This is a genomic window from Chryseobacterium sp. Marseille-Q3244 (assembly GCF_940807095.1).
Classification (GTDB): Bacteria; Bacteroidota; Bacteroidia; order Flavobacteriales; family Weeksellaceae; genus Chryseobacterium.
Map to the genome: position 1 here is coordinate 349,151 of NZ_CALNWX010000005.1, position 20,211 is coordinate 369,361.

At 33.8% G+C, this 20,211-nt stretch carries 21 protein-coding genes; all 21 read left to right on the forward strand.

Annotated elements, in window-relative coordinates; translation table 11 throughout:
- Nucleotides 1-4 precede the first annotated feature (4 nt).
- The 21 genes from rfbB to NBX25_RS11845 all read left to right on the forward strand — a co-directional run bounded on the left by rfbB (nucleotide 5) and on the right by NBX25_RS11845 (nucleotide 20,194).
- Entirely contained in the window at nucleotides 5-1,084 is a 1,080-nt protein-coding gene (rfbB, locus tag NBX25_RS11750; RefSeq protein WP_250253732.1) for a dTDP-glucose 4,6-dehydratase, read from the forward strand.
- 110 nt (nucleotides 1,085-1,194) lie between these two features.
- Nucleotides 1,195-2,058 carry a glucose-1-phosphate thymidylyltransferase RfbA gene (gene rfbA / locus NBX25_RS11755; RefSeq protein WP_123858742.1) on the forward strand — a complete coding sequence of 288 codons (864 nt, stop codon included), beginning with the start codon at nucleotides 1,195-1,197 and terminating at the stop codon, nucleotides 2,056-2,058.
- 312 nt (nucleotides 2,059-2,370) lie between these two features.
- Entirely contained in the window at nucleotides 2,371-3,348 is a 978-nt protein-coding gene (locus NBX25_RS11760) for a hypothetical protein (RefSeq protein ID WP_123858741.1), read from the forward strand.
- A gap of 22 nt (nucleotides 3,349-3,370) precedes the next feature.
- On the forward strand, nucleotides 3,371-3,769 hold the full coding sequence (locus NBX25_RS11765; protein WP_123909239.1) for a sugar 3,4-ketoisomerase: 399 nt from the start codon (nucleotides 3,371-3,373) through the stop codon (nucleotides 3,767-3,769).
- Entirely contained in the window at nucleotides 3,766-4,236 is a 471-nt protein-coding gene (locus tag NBX25_RS11770; RefSeq protein ID WP_123858739.1) for an acyltransferase, read from the forward strand. The genes NBX25_RS11765 and NBX25_RS11770 overlap by 4 nt, the downstream gene beginning before the upstream one ends.
- On the forward strand, nucleotides 4,220-5,320 hold the full coding sequence (locus NBX25_RS11775; protein WP_250253733.1) for a DegT/DnrJ/EryC1/StrS family aminotransferase: 1,101 nt from the start codon (nucleotides 4,220-4,222) through the stop codon (nucleotides 5,318-5,320). The genes NBX25_RS11770 and NBX25_RS11775 overlap by 17 nt, the downstream gene beginning before the upstream one ends.
- On the forward strand, nucleotides 5,321-6,217 hold the full coding sequence (locus NBX25_RS11780) for a glycosyltransferase family 2 protein (protein WP_250253734.1): 897 nt from the start codon (nucleotides 5,321-5,323) through the stop codon (nucleotides 6,215-6,217).
- Nucleotides 6,218-6,481: 264 nt separating this feature from the next.
- Nucleotides 6,482-6,610 (forward strand): hypothetical protein, encoded by a 129-nt coding sequence (locus tag NBX25_RS24705; RefSeq protein ID WP_284346227.1) that lies wholly within the window; start codon nucleotides 6,482-6,484, stop codon nucleotides 6,608-6,610.
- Between the two features lie 156 nt (nucleotides 6,611-6,766).
- Nucleotides 6,767-7,615, forward strand: a complete 849-nt coding sequence (locus tag NBX25_RS11785; protein ID WP_123909242.1) for an ABC transporter permease — start codon at nucleotides 6,767-6,769, stop codon at nucleotides 7,613-7,615.
- A 55-nt stretch (nucleotides 7,616-7,670) separates the two neighbouring features.
- The gene (locus NBX25_RS11790; RefSeq protein WP_123909243.1) at nucleotides 7,671-8,921 is read left to right on the forward strand and encodes an ABC transporter ATP-binding protein; all 1,251 of its coding nucleotides are present in this window, start codon (nucleotides 7,671-7,673) and stop codon (nucleotides 8,919-8,921) included.
- Between the two features lie 10 nt (nucleotides 8,922-8,931).
- On the forward strand, nucleotides 8,932-9,708 hold the full coding sequence (locus NBX25_RS11795; RefSeq protein ID WP_123909244.1) for an FkbM family methyltransferase: 777 nt from the start codon (nucleotides 8,932-8,934) through the stop codon (nucleotides 9,706-9,708).
- Between the two features lie 2 nt (nucleotides 9,709-9,710).
- Nucleotides 9,711-10,793 (forward strand): DegT/DnrJ/EryC1/StrS family aminotransferase, encoded by a 1,083-nt coding sequence (locus NBX25_RS11800; RefSeq protein ID WP_250253736.1) that lies wholly within the window; start codon nucleotides 9,711-9,713, stop codon nucleotides 10,791-10,793.
- 1 nt (nucleotide 10,794) lies between these two features.
- Entirely contained in the window at nucleotides 10,795-11,511 is a 717-nt protein-coding gene (locus NBX25_RS11805) for a WbqC family protein (RefSeq protein ID WP_250253737.1), read from the forward strand.
- On the forward strand, nucleotides 11,504-12,466 hold the full coding sequence (locus NBX25_RS11810) for a hypothetical protein (protein ID WP_250253738.1): 963 nt from the start codon (nucleotides 11,504-11,506) through the stop codon (nucleotides 12,464-12,466). The genes NBX25_RS11805 and NBX25_RS11810 overlap by 8 nt, the downstream gene beginning before the upstream one ends.
- A complete protein-coding gene (locus NBX25_RS11815; RefSeq protein WP_250253740.1) occupies nucleotides 12,451-13,782 on the forward strand; it encodes a GNAT family N-acetyltransferase in 1,332 nt (443 codons plus the stop codon). The genes NBX25_RS11810 and NBX25_RS11815 overlap by 16 nt, the downstream gene beginning before the upstream one ends.
- A 50-nt stretch (nucleotides 13,783-13,832) precedes the next feature.
- On the forward strand, nucleotides 13,833-15,581 hold the full coding sequence (locus NBX25_RS11820) for a glycosyltransferase family 2 protein (protein ID WP_250253741.1): 1,749 nt from the start codon (nucleotides 13,833-13,835) through the stop codon (nucleotides 15,579-15,581).
- Between the two features lie 51 nt (nucleotides 15,582-15,632).
- The gene (locus NBX25_RS11825) at nucleotides 15,633-16,301 is read left to right on the forward strand and encodes an NAD-dependent epimerase/dehydratase family protein (RefSeq protein ID WP_123909249.1); all 669 of its coding nucleotides are present in this window, start codon (nucleotides 15,633-15,635) and stop codon (nucleotides 16,299-16,301) included.
- Nucleotide 16,302: 1 nt separating this feature from the next.
- Nucleotides 16,303-17,253 carry a glycosyltransferase family 2 protein gene (locus NBX25_RS11830; RefSeq protein ID WP_250253743.1) on the forward strand — a complete coding sequence of 317 codons (951 nt, stop codon included), beginning with the start codon at nucleotides 16,303-16,305 and terminating at the stop codon, nucleotides 17,251-17,253.
- A gap of 12 nt (nucleotides 17,254-17,265) precedes the next feature.
- Nucleotides 17,266-18,054, forward strand: a complete 789-nt coding sequence (locus NBX25_RS11835) for a glycosyltransferase family 2 protein (RefSeq protein WP_250253745.1) — start codon at nucleotides 17,266-17,268, stop codon at nucleotides 18,052-18,054.
- Between the two features lie 10 nt (nucleotides 18,055-18,064).
- Nucleotides 18,065-19,027 (forward strand): glycosyltransferase family protein, encoded by a 963-nt coding sequence (locus NBX25_RS11840; RefSeq protein WP_250253746.1) that lies wholly within the window; start codon nucleotides 18,065-18,067, stop codon nucleotides 19,025-19,027.
- A gap of 42 nt (nucleotides 19,028-19,069) precedes the next feature.
- Complete coding sequence (locus tag NBX25_RS11845) at nucleotides 19,070-20,194, forward strand: hypothetical protein (RefSeq protein WP_250253748.1); 1,125 nt, start codon at nucleotides 19,070-19,072, stop codon at nucleotides 20,192-20,194.
- The last annotated feature ends 17 nt before the right edge of the window (nucleotides 20,195-20,211 follow it).

Sequence of the window (20,211 nt, forward strand, 5' to 3'; positions counted from 1 at the left end):
AGAAATGAAAAATATCATTATTACAGGAGGAGCGGGATTTATTGGATCTCATGTTGTAAGAGAATTTGTAAAAAACAATCCGGAAAGTTTGATTATCAACCTTGATGCACTTACTTATGCCGGAAATTTAGAAAACCTGAAGGACATTGAAAATGAACCTAATTATGTTTTCGAAAAAGCAGACATTACAAAACCTGAAGAACTAAGAAAGGTTTTTGAAAAATATAATCCAGATGCAGTGGTACACTTAGCTGCAGAAAGTCATGTTGACAGAAGTATCACCGATCCAATGGCGTTCATCAACACAAATGTAAACGGAACAGCCAATCTCCTTAATCTTTGTAAAGAATTCTGGACCTTAAATCCGGATCATACCCATGGCAGATTCCCGGATGAAAAAAGAACAAACTTATTCTATCATGTGTCCACTGATGAAGTATATGGAAGCTTAGGGGAAACAGGATTCTTCCTTGAAACCACTTCTTATGATCCACAATCTCCCTACTCTGCATCAAAAGCTGCGTCAGATCACCTGGTAAGAGCTTATGGAAACACTTATGGAATGCCGTTTATTGTCTCCAATTGTTCAAACAACTATGGGCCCAACCATTTCCCGGAAAAATTAATACCTCTTTGTATCTCCAATATCATTAACGAAAAACCTTTACCTATTTATGGGGACGGAAAGTATACAAGAGACTGGTTATTTGTAATTGACCATGCAAGGGCTATTCACCAGATATTCAATGAAGCTAAAACGGGTGAAACATACAATATTGGCGGATTCAACGAATGGCAGAATATTGACCTGGTAAAAGAACTGATTAAGCAAATGGATGCTAAATTAGGAAAACCAGAAGGGTATTCTGAAAAGCTAATCACTTTTGTAAAAGATAGACCGGGGCACGATAAACGTTATGCTATTGATGCCAATAAATTAAACAAAGACTTGGGCTGGAAGCCATCCGTAACATTTGAAGAAGGATTAGGAAAGACCATCGATTGGTATCTTGAAAATAAAGAATGGCTGGAAAACGTTACCAACGGAGAGTATCAGAAATATTACGAAAATCAGTATAACTAAGATTGAGTAAGATTGAAGAAACATATTTTATTGCTTCTTAAATTAAACCTTATTTAATCAAAGGAGCAGGCTCTACTTCCCTAGAATAGAGAATATCAAATAATAAAAAGATGAAAGGAATAATATTAGCCGGAGGTTCCGGAACAAGACTTTACCCTCTAACAATTGCCGTAAGCAAGCAATTAATGCCTGTTTATGATAAACCTATGATTTACTATCCGCTATCCACCCTTCTTCTGGCTGGAATTAAGGATATATTAATCATTACGACTCCACATGATCAAGCTGGGTTCATTAAACTTTTAGGAGATGGATCTCAAATTGGCTGTAATATAGAATATGTTGTACAGCCAAGTCCGGATGGACTGGCACAAGCCTTTATTCTGGGCGATCAGTTTATTGGTAATGATCCTGCAGCACTTGTTTTAGGAGACAATATCTTCTATGGTTCTGAAATGGGGACTTTATTAAAAAACAAAACCAATCCGGATGGGGGTGTTGTTTTTGCTTACCACGTTGCAGACCCTGAAAGATATGGTGTCGTAGAATTTGATGACAATTTCAAAGCAGTTTCTATTGAAGAGAAACCTTTGAAACCTAAATCTAATTATGCAGTACCTGGTCTATATTTTTACGACAACAACGTTGTGGAGATTGCTAAAAACATCCAGCCTTCTGCAAGAGGAGAATTGGAAATCACTGATATTAACAATGTTTACCTTAAAAATGAAAAACTTGAAGTAGGGGTTCTGGACAGAGGTACAGCATGGCTGGATACAGGAACTTTTGATTCCCTTCATGATGCTTCGGAATTCGTAAGTGTTATTGAAAAAAGACAAGGTTTCAAGATTGGATGTATTGAGGAAATTGCTTTCAGAAATAAATTCATCAACGAAGAAAAATTACTGGAAACAGCAGTAAAATATGGTAAAAGTGGTTATGGTCAGTATTTAAAACAACTTGTTGGTCAGTAATCATATAATATAATTTATAAACTTTACAAACTATTGGCTTATAGCCAATAGTTTTTGTAATTAATAACTAAGATCAATTCAGGAATAAGGATAAAAGTAGATAATACCACAATAGACCTTTTTTACCTGAAAAGTTCTCATGAAATAATTGTGATGAGTAATCGTTTTATGATTATTGGACGTAGAGAAACAGGCAACTATGAGTTTTGAAATCAATGGAATCAAAAATCACCTAGTGTAATTTTCCTTGCTGTTGTTTCAGAAATCAAAAAGTTATACCTTTTCCGTGCTCATCATTCAAAATAATTAATCATGCTTTTAAATATTATCTTTTCATATAACCGTGCCATGCAGGTAGATTACTTGTTGAGTACCATTTTAAAAAGAATCAAAATAGATGATTATGAAACGGTAGTTTTATACCATACCACCGGCAATCATCATTTAGGCTACAAAAAATTAATTGAAAAATATAAAAACTATCCCAATATTCGCTTTGAAGAAAGAAAAGAAATATGGTTTGATCCTGCTTTTTTCAGAACACTGACCAACAAAAAAAACATAAAATTCTTTCTTGAGAAAAACCTAAAGAGTAAACAAGGAGATAATTTTAAAGGATTACTTCAGGGGCTTCTGCGAAAAAGCCGACATGAACTCATTATGTTTAACACTGATGACGGTGTTTTTTATAATGATGTCTTTCTTGATGAAAATATTCTTTCTGAATTTAAAAAAGATCCCGAAAACTCGTCCTACAGGATGTATGTAGGTGATAATATTGAAGGATTCCCTGATTATATTCAGAAAAAGGACAATTATTATGAATGGGATTATTATGCTGATAAGAACATTACGCACTGGTCCTACCCTTTTTCAGTTGATGGAACTATATACAATACCAAACACCTGCTAAAGGTTTTAGAAAAAATACCTTATCATAATCCAATCACTCTGGAAGAAAATGTGTTTCGATATGCATTGCAACATCAACTTTTCAGAAAAGGGATGGGGCCGTTACAATCCAAATTGGTAGGAACAACCTTAAATCGGGTTTCTGTGGAAACATTTAACCCAACGATCAACATCAGCGTGGATGAATTAAATGAAAAATTCATCGAAGGATATACTCTTCATCTCGGGCTTCCCGATCATATTGATGTCGTCAATATTGTTCCATTCGAAGTAAGTGTAGTAAAAGAGGACAAAAAAGAGCTTTTATATTCTTTAGATGATGATGGCAAGAAAATACAAAATTCTTATGGAATTGAAGGGACTAAAAACGAGCCCTAATAGATATACAAATTAAATGATTATGACTCCGCATATTATAGATTTTTCAAAGATCGGATCTCCGGAATTAGGATATATTACTGTAGCAGAAACTCAAAAGAATATTCCTTTTCCCATCAATAGAGTTTACTGGACTTATTTTACGCCTCAAGATGTAATCCGTGGAGGACATGCCCATAAGAAACTACAGCAAGTGATCTTTGCCGTTTCAGGAACAATAGAATTCAACACTCAGGACCTGGATGGTAATGAGGCAACATTCGTTTTAGACAACCCTTCCAAGGGACTTTATATTCCGGAATTAATCTGGAGAGATATTAAGTTCAGCCACAGTGCAGTCCTTTTATGCCTTGCTTCTGAACATTATGACGAGCATGATTATTTCAGAGATTTTGAAGAGTTTAAAAATTACAAAAAATGATACACCCTTTAGCTGACGTACAGTCTCAAAATATAGGCGAAGGAACTTCTGTATGGCAATTCTGTGTCATTTTAAAAGGCGCCAAAATCGGAAGTGGATGCAATATCAACTGTCAGGTCCTTATAGAAAATGAGGTTACTATTGGAGATAATGTCACCATCAAACCCGGAGTTCAGATTTGGGATGGTGTAGATCTTGAAGACAATGTATTCATCGGACCTAATGTAACTTTTACCAACGACCTTTTTCCAAAATCTAAAAATAAAAATTTCACATTAGAAAAAACTTTGGTAAAAAAAGGAGCCTCGATTGGTGCCAATGCGACTATTTTAGCTGGAGTTACGATAGGTGAAAATGCATTAATCGGTGCAGGCAGCGTAGTGACCAAAAATGTTCCCGATAATGAAATATGGGTGGGAAACCCTGCAAAATTTTTAAAGAATAATAACAATGATAAAGTTTCTTGATTTACAAAAAGTTAATCTCAAATACCAACAGGAAATAGAAAGTGCCTTATTACAGACATTCAGATCAGGATGGTATCTTTTAGGAGAAAAAACCAAAGCTTTTGAAACTAATTTGGCACAATATATCGGATCAAAACATGCTATTGGAGTAGCCAACGGATTGGATGCTTTACGCCTTATTCTTCGTGCTTACATAGAATTAGGCATCATGAAAGCAGGAGACGAAATCCTTGTTCCTTCCAACACTTACATCGCTTCTATACTGGCTGTTTCTGATAACGGATTAGTACCTGTATTAATAGAACCGGAACTCAATACCTATAATATTGATATTGCTAAAATTGAAGAAAAAATCACCCCAAAAACAAAAGGAATTCTTATTGTTCACCTTCAGGGAAGAATTGTTTTCTCAGATCAGCTTAAAGAAATTGCTCAGAAATACCATTTAAAAATCATTGAAGACAATGCCCAGGCTATAGGGGCAGAGTGGAATGGTATAAAATCCGGAAATCTTGGAGATGCTGCCGGATTCAGCTTTTATCCGGGAAAAAACTTAGGAGCTTTAGGAGATGCAGGGGCTGTAACAACTAATGATGATGAGCTAGCCAAAGCTATCAGAGCATTGGCTAATTATGGTTCCAATCAAAAATATGTAAACATTTATCAGGGATTAAATTCCAGACTCGATGAACTTCAGTCAGCAGTGTTAGACATCAAGCTGAAATATATTGATGATGAAAACAATGCAAGAAGATTTATCGCAAAAAGATTTATCGAAGAAATCAACAATCCTGCGATCATCCTTCCTGAGTATCCTGAAAATGAAAATGAGCATGTATGGCATGTTTTCGTAATCAGGACCCAAAGAAGAGATGAACTTCAGGCTTATCTTACAGAACATGGAATACAAACCATTATCCACTATCCTATTCCTCCTCATCATCAGGAAGCATATAAAGAGTGGAAAGATCTTTCTTTTCCTATAAGCGAAAAAATTCATGCGGAAGTGTTAAGTCTGCCAATTTCATCTGTTTTAGAAGAAGAGGAAGTCCTGGCAATTATTGAAACGGTAAATAAATTTTAAATGGAACAACCCTTAGTAACAGTTGTCGTAGTTTCTTATAATCAATCACAGTTTATAAAAGAAAATTTAGATAGCATAAAAAATCAAACCTACAAAAACATTCAGTTAATCGTAGGCGATGATGCTTCTCCGGATCATTCAGTAGAAGTTTTTGAACAATGGTTACAGGAAAACAACTATCCTGCAGAAAAAAACTTCCATACTAAAAATACAGGCTTACCCACAATGCTTAATGAATGCCTTGATTTGGCTAAAGGGAAATATATAAAAATCATTGCTGCGGACGATTTCCTACACCCTGAATCCCTTGAAAAATCAGTATATACCCTTGAAAAACTGGGAAATGAATATGGAATGTCTTTTTCTCATACCCATGCTGTAAATAACGACAGCCAGATTATTGAGGATATTGCTGACTATGATGCATTGGGAAATATAGACCCTTATATTTTCAGAGAAGAACTATTAAAAGGAAATAGAATTGCAGCGCTCACCGTCTTATTAAGAACAGACGTTGTAAGGGAAACCGGAAAATATGATTCACAGTTTATTATAGAAGATTATTATCGATGGCTCAAAGTCAGTCAAAAATATTTAATTGCCTATATTCCTAAAAAGCTGGCATATTACAGGCTTCATGCTGATAATATTTCAAAAGTAAAGGCAGACAGAATCGAAATGGAGGCAGCTACACTTCAGATGATGTTTGATAAAAAAGGAGTTTCGAGAGGAAGCATCAATCATATTACTCAAAAATTATATCAATCTGGAAATCAACTCCCTGAGGAATACATCAACGCTTATCATGCATATCCGTTTCGGTCAAAAAAACTGGACTTTGCAATAAAAAAGAATCTTCCTGTTTCTTTGTATAAGATTTTAAAGAAAGTTATGTAAGATCAATTCTTTAATCTCAACCATACTTTCTTGTTGTTATCTATGTGTAACGGATATAAGAACTGAGGTATGACGCATTGGAAGATGTAAATACTTTATATGTATTACTGCAGAATAATCTGGGTTCAAAAATTTAAACTTTGAACTGATAGTAAGGAAAATAAGGTTATTTTTGACAAAGGGAATATCTATTCATTTGAAATCCCAGGATAAAAAAAATTTCATTATAAAAGTATAAGTAGAAAAGCAATTACAAAATAAGAAATGAAAAATATCATGATTACAGGCATAGCAGAATTCATTGAATCCTATATTGTAGAAGAATTTATAAAAAATCATTCGGAAAATATAACCATTAATCCTGAGGTGCCTGCCTATACTGAGTATTTATAAACTTTGCAAAATAATTACATTATAGAGTCAATAATTTTTATACATAATAACAACACCAATATATTAGTTATTATTTTTAGTTTTATATAATCAATAATTTACAGACTAAAAAAATGGTAAAAATTAATTATTATAAATTTGTTAAAACTTACACAGATGAATGAACCACAACAAAAGTGGACGGAAACCATTGAAGCAGACCATTCTTTATTTAATCTAAAACTAAAAGAAGTTTGGCACTACAAAGATTTAATTTACATGTTTGTAAAGAGAGACTTCATATCCAGTTTCAAGCAAACCATTTTAGGACCAATCTGGTTTTTTATAAATCCCATCTTTACAACGATTACTTACCTTATTATTTTTGGGAGATTTGCTAAGTTACCTACAGATGGAGCTCCCGGTATCATATTTTATCTCTCCGGAGTTACTTTATGGAATTATTTTTCAGGCGCATTGCTGGGAACTACGGCGACTTTTACAGGAAACGCCAATATCTTTGGTAAAGTTTACTTCCCAAGATTAGTAACTCCCATTTCAATTGTCATTTCAAACCTGATGCGTTTAAGTGTTCAGTTTATCCTATTCCTTATGGTATGGGTATACTATCTTGTTAATCATGAGGTCTCTCCTAACTGGTGGATCCTGGCAACTCCATTTTTATTAGTTCTGATGGCCCTTTTTGCACTTGGTGTCGGAATGATATTCTCTGCACTTACTACAAAATATAAGGATTTAAGTATGCTTTTAACATTCGGTATCAGCTTATATATGTATGCTACACCGGTTATTTATCCTGTATCAATGCTTCCGGGATATTTCAAAAAGTTAGCAAAATTTAATCCATTGACAGGTATTTTTGAATGCTTCAAATATGGCTGGCTGGGCGTGGGAGATTTTTCTCCGGTTATGCTGGTTGCCAGTACTGTGATTATCTTACTTCTTCTTATGGTTGGAGTTGTTACTTTTAACAAGGTTGAAAAAACCTTTATGGACACAGTATAAAAACTATAGCATTGGATATAAAAAACACTTGAGTAAAAATTTAAATCACAAAAACATGTTAGCTTTAAAAGCAGAAAATATATCAAAACAATATCGTCTTGGAGAAGTGGGAACCGGGACTTTATCCCATGACCTCAACAGATTTTGGCATAAAGTAAGAGGTAAGGAAGATCCTTATCTAAAAATTGGTGAAGCCAATGACAGAACAACCAAAGGTGAATCTGATTATGTATGGTCCCTCCGTGATATCAATTTTGAGATTAACCAGGGAGATGCTGTGGGGATCATAGGGAGAAACGGAGCTGGAAAATCTACTCTTCTCAAACTTTTAAGTAAAGTAACAAAACCTACCACTGGAAAAATTTATACCAATGGAAGAATTGCATCTTTATTAGAAGTGGGAACCGGATTTCACCCGGAAATGACCGGTCGTGAGAATGTGTTTTTGAATGGCGCTATCCTTGGGATGACCAAAAAAGAAATCAAGCGTAAGTTTGATGAAATTGTAGATTTCTCAGGAGTTGAAAGATATATAGATACCCCTGTAAAAAGATATTCTTCCGGAATGTATGTGCGTCTTGCTTTTGCTGTTGCTGCTCACCTGGAATCTGAAATATTAGTCGTTGACGAAGTTTTAGCCGTAGGTGATGCTGAATTTCAGAAGAAATGTTTGGGGAAAATGGGAGATGTTACCAAAGGAGAAGGCCGAACTATTTTGTTTGTAAGTCATAATATGGCTGCTGTAAAAACCCTTTGTAACAACGGTATCTTATTAGAGAAAGGAATGGTAAAATATTCAGGGAATATCGATAAATGTGTAAGCTATTATCTCGGAAATTCCAAAGAAAATGAATATATAAAAACCTTTGATATTGGAAGCGAGAACGTAAGAATCCAAAGAGTTACCGTGAAAAACGCTGGCTCAGATGATTTTAAGAATTTATATGAAAACCAGGCAATAGAATTAATCACAGATATTAATGTTCTTTCAAATAATCCGGGAAGATATCATTTGACCTATGTTTTGAATAATGAACAGGGAGAACCTCTTTTTTCTCTTTCTCATTTTGAACAATTTGGACTAAAACCCGGACATAATAAAATAAAATGCACTTTCCCGGCAAAATATTTTCAGTCAGGTAACTATTATTTGAGTTTATACATTATTGAAGATGCTTTAAGAGCAGATTTTATTGAATCTGATATATTTACATTTATAGTTGAAGATACTCCAAGGGAACTAGGCGACTGGATGGGTCGTGAACCTGGATATATTCGCCCGACCTTCAACTGGACCTTAGATTAAAATTAAAAAGATGAAAGATTTATTACAAAAAATAGCCAACAAAGTAGGCTATACAATCATTAAGAACGACACTTATGATAGTATGGTCCAAAGAAGTAAAAAAGCAGCAGTTGCAAACGAGAAAAATGACCTGCTGAATAAATTTTATGCAACCCTGAAAGCATTAAACTTTCAGCCTAATTTTATTGTTGATATTGGGGCGAATACCGGAACATGGACAAGAGAGGCTTTAAAACAATTCCCTGACTCTTCCTATCTTCTTATAGAACCACAGGAAAGGCTTTCAGCAAATTTTCAAGACTTGCTGCAAAATCCTAAAATCAAATATTTACCTGTGGGTGTTGGAGATAAAAATGATATCTTAAAATTCACAATAGTTGATAGAGATGACAGTTGCTCTTTTATTTATTCAGAAGAGGAAGCTGCCAAAATGGGATATGAGCAAATTGAAGTTCCTATCAAAACTCTGAGTTCCATTATCAAGGAAAATAATCTTGATTATCCTGACATTGTAAAAATTGACGCTGAAGGACTGGATCTGGAAGTGATTGATGGTGCCTCCGATTTATTTGGAAAAACAGAAGTGTTTATGGTAGAAGCAGGCGTTCAGGTTAAAGTGTATAAAAACTCTTTATTGAGATTGGTCAACAAAATGGACGAAGCTGGATATGAGCTATATGATATTACAGATTTAAACAGGCCAATTGACATCCCTGTTTTATGGCTTGTAGAACTTGTCTTTGTAAAAAAAGGCGGTAAACTTACTCAATTTCCAATAAATCTATAATTATGATTCCTGTAACAAAACCTTTTCTTCCCCCGAAGGAAGAGTATGATGCATATTTAGAAGGTATCTGGAAAAGAAACTGGCTTACCAATATGGGACCATTGGCCAGTCAGCTTGAAATGGAACTTAAAGATCATCTTAAGTTACCGCATCTCCTTTTTGTCACTAACGGAACTGTTGCTATACAAATGGCGATAAAAGCGTTGGAAATTACAGGAGAGATCATTACGACTCCCTTCTCTTTTATTGCAACTACCAGTACTATCGTCTGGGAAGGATGTACACCGGTTTTTGTAGATATTGACCCAAAAAGTTTATGTATAGATCCAAAGAAAATAGAGGAAGCTATCACAGAAAACACCCAGGCAATTCTTGCTACTCATGTTTATGGAAACCCTTGTGATGTGGATGCAATAGAAGCCATTGCTAAAAAACATAATTTAAAAGTTATTTATGATGCAGCCCATGCTTTTGGAGTAAAAATAAATGGGAGATCTATTTTTGAATATGGAGATATTTCTACCTGTTCATTACATGCTACCAAACTTTATCACACTATCGAAGGTGGATTATTAGTTACCAAGAAACCTGAGCTTTTAAAAAAATTAGCCTCCATAAGGAATTTTGGAATTTCCGGGTATGATTCCTTTTCTGATCTGGGAATCAATGGGAAAAATTCAGAATTTCATGCGGCAATGGGATTAGCTAATCTAAAATATATCACCCAAATTCACGAAAAAAGAAAGGCTCTTTCAGAATTGTATGACGAAAAGCTTAAAACACTAAAGGCTGTAAAACCCCTTTGGCATGCCAAGGCCACTGAGAATTACCCGTACTATCCTATTGTTTTAGAAAGTGAAGAACTTTTATTAAAATTAAAAAAAGAGATGGATAGCCATGAGGTATTCACACGCAGATACTTTTATCCAAGTTTAGCCTCAGCTTTACCTTATCTTCCAAAATTAGAATTACCGATTACTGAAGATATTTCTAAAAGATCTTTATGTCTTCCGCTTTACTATGATATGACTTTTGAAGAAGTTGAATTCATTTCAAGATTGATGCTAAGAATCCAAAATAATTAGTATGAAAACAGCAATAATGCAGCCCTATTTTATGCCCTATATAGGCTATTTAAGTCTTATTAAGCATTCTGATCTGTTTATTTTGTTTGATCCTGTACAATTCATCAGACATGGATGGATAGAAAGAAACAGAATCCTTAAGCAGAACGAGGGCTGGTTATACATACAGGTTCCGCTAGTAAAAACTGGCAGAGACACTTTAATTAAGGAGTGTCTGATTGATAATTCTCAAGATTGGAAAGGTAAAATTCTGTCTCAGTTACAGATTTATAAAAAACAAGCTCCTTACTATTATAAAACAGTCCAGCTACTGAAGGAAATATTTGAAGGAGAATATGATACGATTACAGCATTGAATAAAGCTTCGCTGGAAAAAATATGTAATTATCTTGGTTTCCCGAAAGAACTTCCTGTATTCTCAGAAATGAATCTTGAAATAGAGGAACCCAATAGTCCGGATGAATGGGCTTTAAATATATGTAAAAAACTGGATGGAAAAATTCATTATATCAACCCTATCGGAGGGTTAGAATTTTTTGATACAGAAAAATATACAAATCAGCATATTGATATTTCATTTCAGAAAATGATTCCGGTTCATTATGACCAAAAAAGAACACCTTTTGAATACGGATTATCAATCATTGATGTTATGATGTTTAATTCGCCTGAAGAGATTAATAATATGTTAGATCAATTTGAGCTGGTCAATGAATAATAAAGCAATAGGAGGATATTTTGAACTTGAGCTGCCTGTTGGTAACTCAGATTTTGCAGGTAATAATTCTATTACTCTTAATTCTGCACGAAATTGCCTTGAGTATATTCTCCGTGCCCGGAAGAAGTCAAAAATTTATATTCCTTATTATACTTGTGATGTCATTTTAGAACCTATCCAAAAAATTAATCTTGAATATGAATTTTACGATGTGGATTCTAATCTGGAACCTCTGTTCGATTACTCAACGATAAAAGAGAGTGAAGTTTTTTTATATACCAACTATTTTGGGATTAAAGATCTCTTTATTCAAGAGTTAATCAACAAGATTCCCAATAATATCATTATTGATAATGCTCAGGCTCTGTTTGCTCCTGTAATAAAGAATATTGATCAGTTTTACTCACCAAGAAAGTTTGTTGGGGTAGCTGATGGAGGATTTTTATACACTAATAAACATCTGAACATTGATTTTGAAAAAGATGAAAGTTACCAACGGATGAGCCATCTGTTGAAGAGAATAGATCTATCTGCAGAAGAAGGGTATTCTGATTTCAGTGAAAATGATAAATCTTTGGAAAATCAGCCCATTAAGACCATGTCTAATCTGACAAAAAAAATGTTAACAGGCATTGATTATGATTATATAAAAAAGCACAGAAAAGAAAATTTTCTTTTTTTACATGAAGCGTTAAAAGAAAAAAATAGTCTTCCTATTGAATTATCCAAAGAGTCTGTTCCCCTGGTATATCCTTTCAGGACTCAGGATAAAAAACTTAAACAAAAGCTTATCGGTGAAAGAATTTACTGCGCCACTTATTGGCCAAATGTTTTAAACTGGTGTACGGAAGATAAGAACTCTCATATTTTAGCACAAGAAATAATAGCATTACCGATAGACCAGAGATATTCGGTTAATGAAATGAAAAAAATTTTAGAATGTATAATGTATTAATAAGACCACTTGTCAAAGAAGATGCATTGACTTCATACCAATGGAGAAATGATCCTGAAATCTGGAAATATACAGGTTCCAGACCAGATATTACAATAACGAAGGAAATAGAATCCGAGTGGATTGAAAAAGTACTGCAGGATGATACCAGTAAAAGATTTGCTATTGTATGCAATGAAGAATATATTGGAAATGTACAGCTTACTAATATTGATAAGTATTCTGCTGAGTTTCATATTTTCATTGGTAAAAAAGAATTTTGGGGAAAAGGGATTTCTCAATTGGCAACATACCAAATATTATACTTTGCTAAAGAGGTTTTAAAACTAAAAGAGGTTTATCTGTCTGTAAAATCAGAAAATATTGCTGCTGTAAAATCTTATCAAAAAAATAATTTTGTTATTAAAGAGCAAACTGAAGGAGAGATTACCATGTCAGTAGTATTATCTGAGCTTCCCAATACCGTTGTAAGTATATTTATGATGGTATATAATCATGGGAAATACCTGAAAGAATGTCTTGATAATATCCTACTGCAAAAAACAAATTTCAACTACGATATTGTAATAGGTGAAGATTGTTCTCAGGATAATTCCAGAGAAATATTACTTACTTATCAAAAGTTATATCCCGGAAAGTTTAAACTTCTGCTCCATCCTCAAAATATCGGAGCCATGAAGAATCAAAATGAAACATTTAAAAACTGTACGGGTAAATATATCGCAATTTGTGAAGGTGATGATTACTGGACAGATCTGCTAAAACTTCAAAAACAAGTAGATTTTTTAGAGGAAAATAAAGATTGTGTCCTATGTTTTCACAAAGTGAAAATAGTAAAACCAACAGGTGAACTCGTAGATGACTTCATCACTAAGGTTCCTGAAAATTTTGAGTTAAGAGAAACATTAGCAAAAAAACTAAATTATATACATACTCCTTCAGTTCTTTTCAGAAATGTAATACAAACAGAAGTGGATGCCATAGAGTTTAAAAACTCGCCTATTGGAGATTATTTCCTCTATATGATGTTGACAAAATATGGAAAAATAGGATATCTAGAAGATTCTATGGCAGTGTACAGATATGGTGTGGGTATATTTAGTTCTTTAAACAGGCTTAAACACATCAAGGTCAATATATTATTGTTTACTAATCTCTATTCTTATGAAAAAGACCCTGTAATAAAAGAGATTTTTTACCAACATCTTCAGGATGCCCTTTCATTAGTAGATGAAGAATTTCAGAAAAGTGATAGAATTCTTAATTCAAGAAGACATAAATTAGTTGAAAAGATATATAGGTTTTTGAAAAAATAAAAAGTTTCATCTAAACTAATAAATCTATATTTATATAAAAGAAACCGTAAATGTTACAGGATCTTCAAAATAAACTTGCCATCATAATTCCTTACTACAAGATAGATTTTTTTGAAAAAACTATCCAGTCTCTTGTTGCTCAAACCAATAAGGACTTTACATTGTACATTGGGAATGATGCAAGCCCCAATAATCCTCTACCTATTCTCACTCAATACCTCAATCCTGAAGAGTACCATTACTTTGATTATAAAGAAAACGTAGGCGGCAAAAATCTAGCTTTGCAGTGGGAAAGAGTACTGGAAAATATACATGAAGACTGGTTTCTTATTTTAGGCGATGATGATACCATTTCAGAAAATTTTGTTGATGAATTCTACAAAAACCTTAAGACTGTAGAAGAAAATAAGATCAATGTGATCAAATATTCTCAGGCATTAATTGATGAGAATGACCAAATTCTCACTTCTTTTACAACATATAAACCTATAGAATCTTCAAGCAACTTATGGCTTCAAAAACTTTATGACGGGCATCGTTCAAGTTTGTCAGAGCATATTTTCAGAAGAATTTCATATCAAAAATATAAATTTAAAGAACTTCCTTTAGCCTGGCATACGGATGATTTAGCAGTATTGGAATTTTCTGATTTCGGATCAGTTTATTTTATTAATCATGCTCAAACATTTGTACGGATTTCCTCAGCAAGTATTTCCGGAGATGTAGAAAATACCACTTATCAGGAACAGAAAACAGACGCCAGATATCAGTTTTTTGGATATCTGATAACGGCTTATTATGATAAATTCCCTGTAGAGACGCTGAAAAAATTAATCAATGTGCACCTGCATTTTTGCTGGCAGCATAAAAAGAAATTGAATATTGATCTGTATAAGCTTTACTATTATTTAAAAAGCTACAAACAACTGTTGGGAGTTCCGCGGAAAAAGTATTTGTTGCTGAAAAATCATAATCCTGTATGGGACCTGCAACATTATACTGCAAAACTCCATAAAGTAAAAAATAAATATCTGTACCAGTATCTTATTCGGTATGATCAACATGTAAAATCCCAGAGACAAAATCCTTTAAGCATTCCTGTGATTATCATTAATTTTAATCAGTTACATTATCTGAAACAGTTAATAAGCTTTTTACAGGAAAGAAAATTTGAGAATATTATTATTATAGACAATAAGTCGGATTACCCTCCGCTTCTTGACTATTATCAGTCTATTGATAAAACAGTAACAATAGAAAGAATGAACGGAAATTTCGGACATAAAGTTTTTTTTGACCACAAAGATTTACAGGAAAAATATGGTAATGGCTATTTTATATTAACTGATCCTGATATTGTTCCCAATAAAGAACTCCCTCAAAACTTTATGACGGAAATGATCTCTAAGATGGATAAATATTATAATACCATAACCAAGGTGGGATTTGCTTTGGATATAGAAACCATTCCTGATTATTTTCCATTAAAATCCAAAGTAATTAAATGGGAAAGTAACTTCTGGACGAACAAACTGGAAGACGAGGTATATTCTGCACTTGTAGATACAACCTTTGCCCTGTACAAACCTTATTATCCAATAAAATTCAACAATTTACCCTTTTTAGAAGGAATAAGAATGGGTGGTAATTACACTGCTTTACATGGTGGTTGGTATATGGATCCTCAAAATTATACAGAAGAATATCTGCACTACATCCAATCGGTGGATAAATCAAGTTCGTGGAAACTGGATGCAAAAGGAGGACATGACAATAAAGGAATCGCAAAATATGAATAACAAGGTCACTTAAAAAGTCTTTATAAGAAAATTGTAACACAAACGCTGATAATGATTATAGGAAATGGGCTTATTGCCAACTCATTAAAAAAAATTGATTCAGAAGAGTATTTATTCTTTGCCTCAGGAGTATCCAATTCATTGGAAACAAGAACTTCTGAGTTCGAGAGAGAACTGTCTCTTTTGAAGACAGTCTCCGCAGAAAACAAGGAAAAGAAATTAATTTACTTTTCTACGCTCAGTATTCATGATCAATCCAAACAAAACAGTCAGTATGTGATTCATAAAAAAGGAATTGAAGATTATATTGAAAATAATATTGAAAATTACCTGATATTGAGAATAGGAAATATTGTAGGAAAAGGAGGAAACCCCAACACTCTTTTCAACTTCCTGAAAACTCAGATTTTTAATGACTGTAAATTCCCAATACATCTGAAAGCAAGAAGAATACTTTTAGACATTGATGATATTCCAAAATTTATAACACCCCATTGCCTGAATACCCATAATAAAGTAATCAATTTTTCTTATCCCTATTATTACGATCTCAAGGAAATCGTAAGTGCCATTGAAAAAGAAATCCATAAAAAAGGGAGGTATTCAGAATCTGATGAAGGAGATTTTTATAAAATAGATTTTGATAAAGAAATTATTAGTTTTTTCTCCACAATAAGCCCAGAGGATTATTTAAAAAATCTAACCCAAAAATACATTTAAAATGGCGAATATATATGTTATTATTGTTACTTACAATGCCATGAAATGGGCAGAAAGATGTTTCAGCAGCTTAAGAAACTCTTCTGTTCCGGTACAATGTATTACGATAGACAATGGTTCTACAGATGGAACCCAGGAATATATAAAAACCCACTTTCCGGAAGTAGATTTTATACAGTCTCTGGAAAATCTTGGTTTTGGAAAAGCCAACAATCTGGGAATAGAAAAAGCCCATAAACAAGGAGCTGATTTTTTTTATCTGATGAATCAGGATGCCTGGATTTATCCGGACAGTCTTCAAAAAGTTTTGGACGTGTACAATAACTATCCGGACAATAACCAGATTGGAATTCTAAGCCCAATGCACCTTGACGGAAGTGAAAAAAAACTGGATCTTCACTTTGAAAATTATTTAGCCAAAGACTTACGAAACAACAGAATGCTTTCAGACATCTATTTTGATGAAGTAAAAGCATACTATGAAATTGGTTTTGTAAATGCGGCTCATTGGTGCATTCCAAGAGTAATTATCGAAAAAATAGGAGGTTTCAATCCTTATTTTTTCCATGGCGCTGAAGACTATGAATACGTTAACCGTATCACCTATTTCGGACTTAAAATAGTGGTATGCTCCCAAAGTAAAGTGGTACATGATACTGTACAGTCCTTTTATAAGCAGGAGCCCAAGGACAAAGCAGAATTATTGAAAAATAAAAGGCTTTCTATGATTATGCAGCGGGAAACGAAATATCTTGATCCCAATTATCATTATGACACCAAAAGAGAAAAAAAGGCACTCTTTTCTTTTGCTTTGAAAATGGGAGCTAAGGGAAATATTAGTGAATATAAATTTTATATGGAACAATATAAATATTTCTCAGGGAAATTTAATGAGATCGAAAGAGCCAGAAAAACAGCAATGACGGGGCTGCATCCGTTCCTGAATCTTTAAATAAGAATGAATATGGAAAAACTACCCATAAGCATCTGCATTCTTTCCTGGAAAACAGGAAAAACACTGAAAAATACGCTGAAATCATATAAAAAGTATGGACTTCTGGATATGATTGATGATATTGTTATTCTTTTTCAGGAGGTAAGTGAGTCAGATAAAAAGCTGGCAGATCAATATAAAGTAAGATATATAGGACTAAAGGATAATATAGGTATCGGAAAAGGAATGAAAATGCTGGCAGAAAATGCGGCCTGTGAAAATATTCTTTTCCTGGAACATGACTTTGAGCTTGTCGAAGATCAAAAAACCGTATTTTCTCGGCTTAAAAGTGGTCTTGAGATGCTGAACAACGGCTTTGATGTAGTCCGTTACAGAAGTAGAAAAACACCCGGTTACCCTCTGATTTCAATCAGGCACAAAGGAAATGAGCTAAATTATTATGACGACTGGCATGAGTGTACTTCACCTCATCTTCTGGAATCTTTGCACTGGCTTGATCCTGCCTCAGAATTTCCGGATAAAATTCAAAAGCAAGGTGAGTACTTTGTGACCACTTCACGCTGGGCCAACTGGACCAATAATCCTTATCTTGTAAGAAAAAGTTTTTTACTGGAAACCATTATTCCTTTTTCAGGAGAGACGGTCTCTCTGGAAAGAAATATCGCAGCCTGGTGGGTAAAGCAAAACTTCAGGATCGCACAAGGCGAAGGACTTTTTAAACATAATGATCTTACCAAATATGCAAAAAAAACGATTATTCAGAAGATCATAGGAAGACTGAAAAACAAACTTAAATAACACTTTTAAGATGAAAATTCTTTTTCATGAAGATGAACTCAATTACAGAGGGACTTCCATCGCAGTATACGATTACGCAGATTTTAATGAAAAATATCTGGGGAACGAATCTATCATTGTATATAACAAAAATGCAAAGACCAATCACCCGTTGGGCATTGAAAAATTTGAAAAAAGATTCCGGGTACATGGCTATTCAGATTTCAGTGAAGTAGATCAGCTTATCCGTGAAGATAATATAGATCTTTTTTATGCCATCAAAAACGGGAATATCGATGGGATAGATACTAAGGAGTGTAAATCCGCAATACACAGTGTTTTCAAACATTTTGAACCGCATGGAGATGTATATGCGTATGTTTCCGAATGGCTGAGCCAGGAAATGACCGGTTCAAAATACCCTTATGTTCCTCATATGGTTAATTTTGACTCACAGACCCACGAGGATCTGAGAGCAGAATTTAATATTCCTCCAAAAGCAAAAGTATTTGGATATTATGGTGGACATATCAGCTTTAACATTCTTTTTGCTCAAAAAACGATTGAGGAGATCGCTTCAAAATACAAGGATATCTATTTCATTTTTATGGGAGTAGATCCTTTCATCAAGAAAAAATGGTGGAAATCGGTTCCTTCTAATATTATATTTCTTCCGCCAAGTTCGGACATTATCATGAAGCAGAAATTCATCAATACGTGCAACGCATTACTTCATGCCCGTGAAAGAGGAGAAACCTTCGGAATTACCGTGGCTGAATTTGCCATTATGGGAAAACCTGTGATTGCTTTTGCCAACCCTCCAGAAAAAGCCCACATTACTCATTTACAGGACAAAGCATATTATTATAATGATAGTAAAGAGCTAAAGTCCATTATCCTGGATGCAGACCTCACTTTATCTGCAAAAGAACTCTATGAAAAATTTCTCCCTCATCCGGTAATGGATACATTTAAAAAGGTTTTTATTGATTAAAGAATATTTTTTATCCCATTTAAAACCAGCTAGCAAATAATTATGAAAACGAAAATCATCAATTATATAATAGGATTGATCTTTCTCATTTACTACTGTATCTGTATTTCCAACAGTTACATTCAGCTCGTATTTCATAAAAACGGTTGGTATCTTGGTGAATGGCTTATTAGCTATCAGGATGGAGGGTTCAAGCGAAGAGGTCTTTTCGGAACTTTGTTTATTGTCCTCAACGAACTTACTAATATCAAGCTCGAATTCCTTGTATTTGCATTTGTATCTATAGTCTATGCTGTCTTTTTCACGCTGTTGATCCAATTGTTCATGCAGAAGAAAAATACGCTGCTCACCATAAGTATTGTACTGCTTCCTGCAGGAATGGGAATGGTCTTGAAAGACCCTACCATTATTGCAAAAAAGGAGATCATCATTTTCCTGTTGTATTTGATTTATTTTCTAAAGCTTGAAAGCAAAAAGACAGTAAAAGATATTGCAGTCAGTTTTTTTATTATTCTCGCAATTCTGAATCATGAAGCAGCTTTCTTTTATATCCCATTTGTAAGCTTTACCTATTTTATTAAAGACAATTCTCCCTCTTTTATAAAGATAAAAAAAATAATACTTTACCACTTAGCACCTGCAGTTGTTACGATGTTACTGTTGTATAAATTCGGATACAGCATAAGTACCCCACACTCTATCCAATTTCTACAGGAACATGGACTGACATTGGTTCTTAAAGGGATTTACGGCTATGATCCTAATTATAATGTACTGAACTTTTATAAAGCTCATTCATATGGTTATTTTACCTACCTCATCAGTTTATTTTTTGCAACAATAACATATTATATTTATTGCAGATCAAACGAAATAAGCATCAGCAAAAAGTTTCTGGTTGTACAGGCTATTTTCCTTATCCCATTATTTTATGTGGCTTACGATTGGGGAAGATGGATCAATATTTTCTTTACCCTATTAACGATCTTTATTGCTGGCGAACCACAATTGGTTAGTACTTTTAAAAAAAATATTACAGCACTCGTATTGATCCTGTTTAATTCATTATGGAAAATGCTCCTTTTTACAGCAGGCTTCCTTACCTTCCCGGCCGTTGACACCATTATAAAAAAACTGTATTACTTTATTTATTTTAAACTTTTTTAAAATAAAAACACAACCCT

Bases quoted from the DNA above. Each gene is read 5' to 3' on its own strand.
- rfbB (WP_250253732.1), top strand. From the start codon at position 5: ATGAAAAATATCATTATTACAGGAGGAGCGGGATTTATTGGATCTCAT.
- rfbA (WP_123858742.1), top strand. From the start codon at position 1,195: ATGAAAGGAATAATATTAGCCGGAGGTTCCGGAACAAGACTTTACCCT.
- NBX25_RS11760 (WP_123858741.1), top strand. From the start codon at position 2,371: ATGCTTTTAAATATTATCTTTTCATATAACCGTGCCATGCAGGTAGAT.
- NBX25_RS11765 (WP_123909239.1), top strand. From the start codon at position 3,371: ATGACTCCGCATATTATAGATTTTTCAAAGATCGGATCTCCGGAATTA.
- NBX25_RS11770 (WP_123858739.1), top strand. From the start codon at position 3,766: ATGATACACCCTTTAGCTGACGTACAGTCTCAAAATATAGGCGAAGGA.
- NBX25_RS11775 (WP_250253733.1), top strand. From the start codon at position 4,220: ATGATAAAGTTTCTTGATTTACAAAAAGTTAATCTCAAATACCAACAG.
- NBX25_RS11780 (WP_250253734.1), top strand. From the start codon at position 5,321: ATGGAACAACCCTTAGTAACAGTTGTCGTAGTTTCTTATAATCAATCA.
- NBX25_RS24705 (WP_284346227.1), top strand. From the start codon at position 6,482: ATGAAAAATATCATGATTACAGGCATAGCAGAATTCATTGAATCCTAT.
- NBX25_RS11785 (WP_123909242.1), top strand. From the start codon at position 6,767: ATGAATGAACCACAACAAAAGTGGACGGAAACCATTGAAGCAGACCAT.
- NBX25_RS11790 (WP_123909243.1), top strand. From the start codon at position 7,671: ATGTTAGCTTTAAAAGCAGAAAATATATCAAAACAATATCGTCTTGGA.
- NBX25_RS11795 (WP_123909244.1), top strand. From the start codon at position 8,932: ATGAAAGATTTATTACAAAAAATAGCCAACAAAGTAGGCTATACAATC.
- NBX25_RS11800 (WP_250253736.1), top strand. From the start codon at position 9,711: ATGATTCCTGTAACAAAACCTTTTCTTCCCCCGAAGGAAGAGTATGAT.
- NBX25_RS11805 (WP_250253737.1), top strand. From the start codon at position 10,795: ATGAAAACAGCAATAATGCAGCCCTATTTTATGCCCTATATAGGCTAT.
- NBX25_RS11810 (WP_250253738.1), top strand. From the start codon at position 11,504: ATGAATAATAAAGCAATAGGAGGATATTTTGAACTTGAGCTGCCTGTT.
- NBX25_RS11815 (WP_250253740.1), top strand. From the start codon at position 12,451: ATGTATAATGTATTAATAAGACCACTTGTCAAAGAAGATGCATTGACT.
- NBX25_RS11820 (WP_250253741.1), top strand. From the start codon at position 13,833: ATGTTACAGGATCTTCAAAATAAACTTGCCATCATAATTCCTTACTAC.
- NBX25_RS11825 (WP_123909249.1), top strand. From the start codon at position 15,633: ATGATTATAGGAAATGGGCTTATTGCCAACTCATTAAAAAAAATTGAT.
- NBX25_RS11830 (WP_250253743.1), top strand. From the start codon at position 16,303: ATGGCGAATATATATGTTATTATTGTTACTTACAATGCCATGAAATGG.
- NBX25_RS11835 (WP_250253745.1), top strand. From the start codon at position 17,266: ATGGAAAAACTACCCATAAGCATCTGCATTCTTTCCTGGAAAACAGGA.
- NBX25_RS11840 (WP_250253746.1), top strand. From the start codon at position 18,065: ATGAAAATTCTTTTTCATGAAGATGAACTCAATTACAGAGGGACTTCC.
- NBX25_RS11845 (WP_250253748.1), top strand. From the start codon at position 19,070: ATGAAAACGAAAATCATCAATTATATAATAGGATTGATCTTTCTCATT.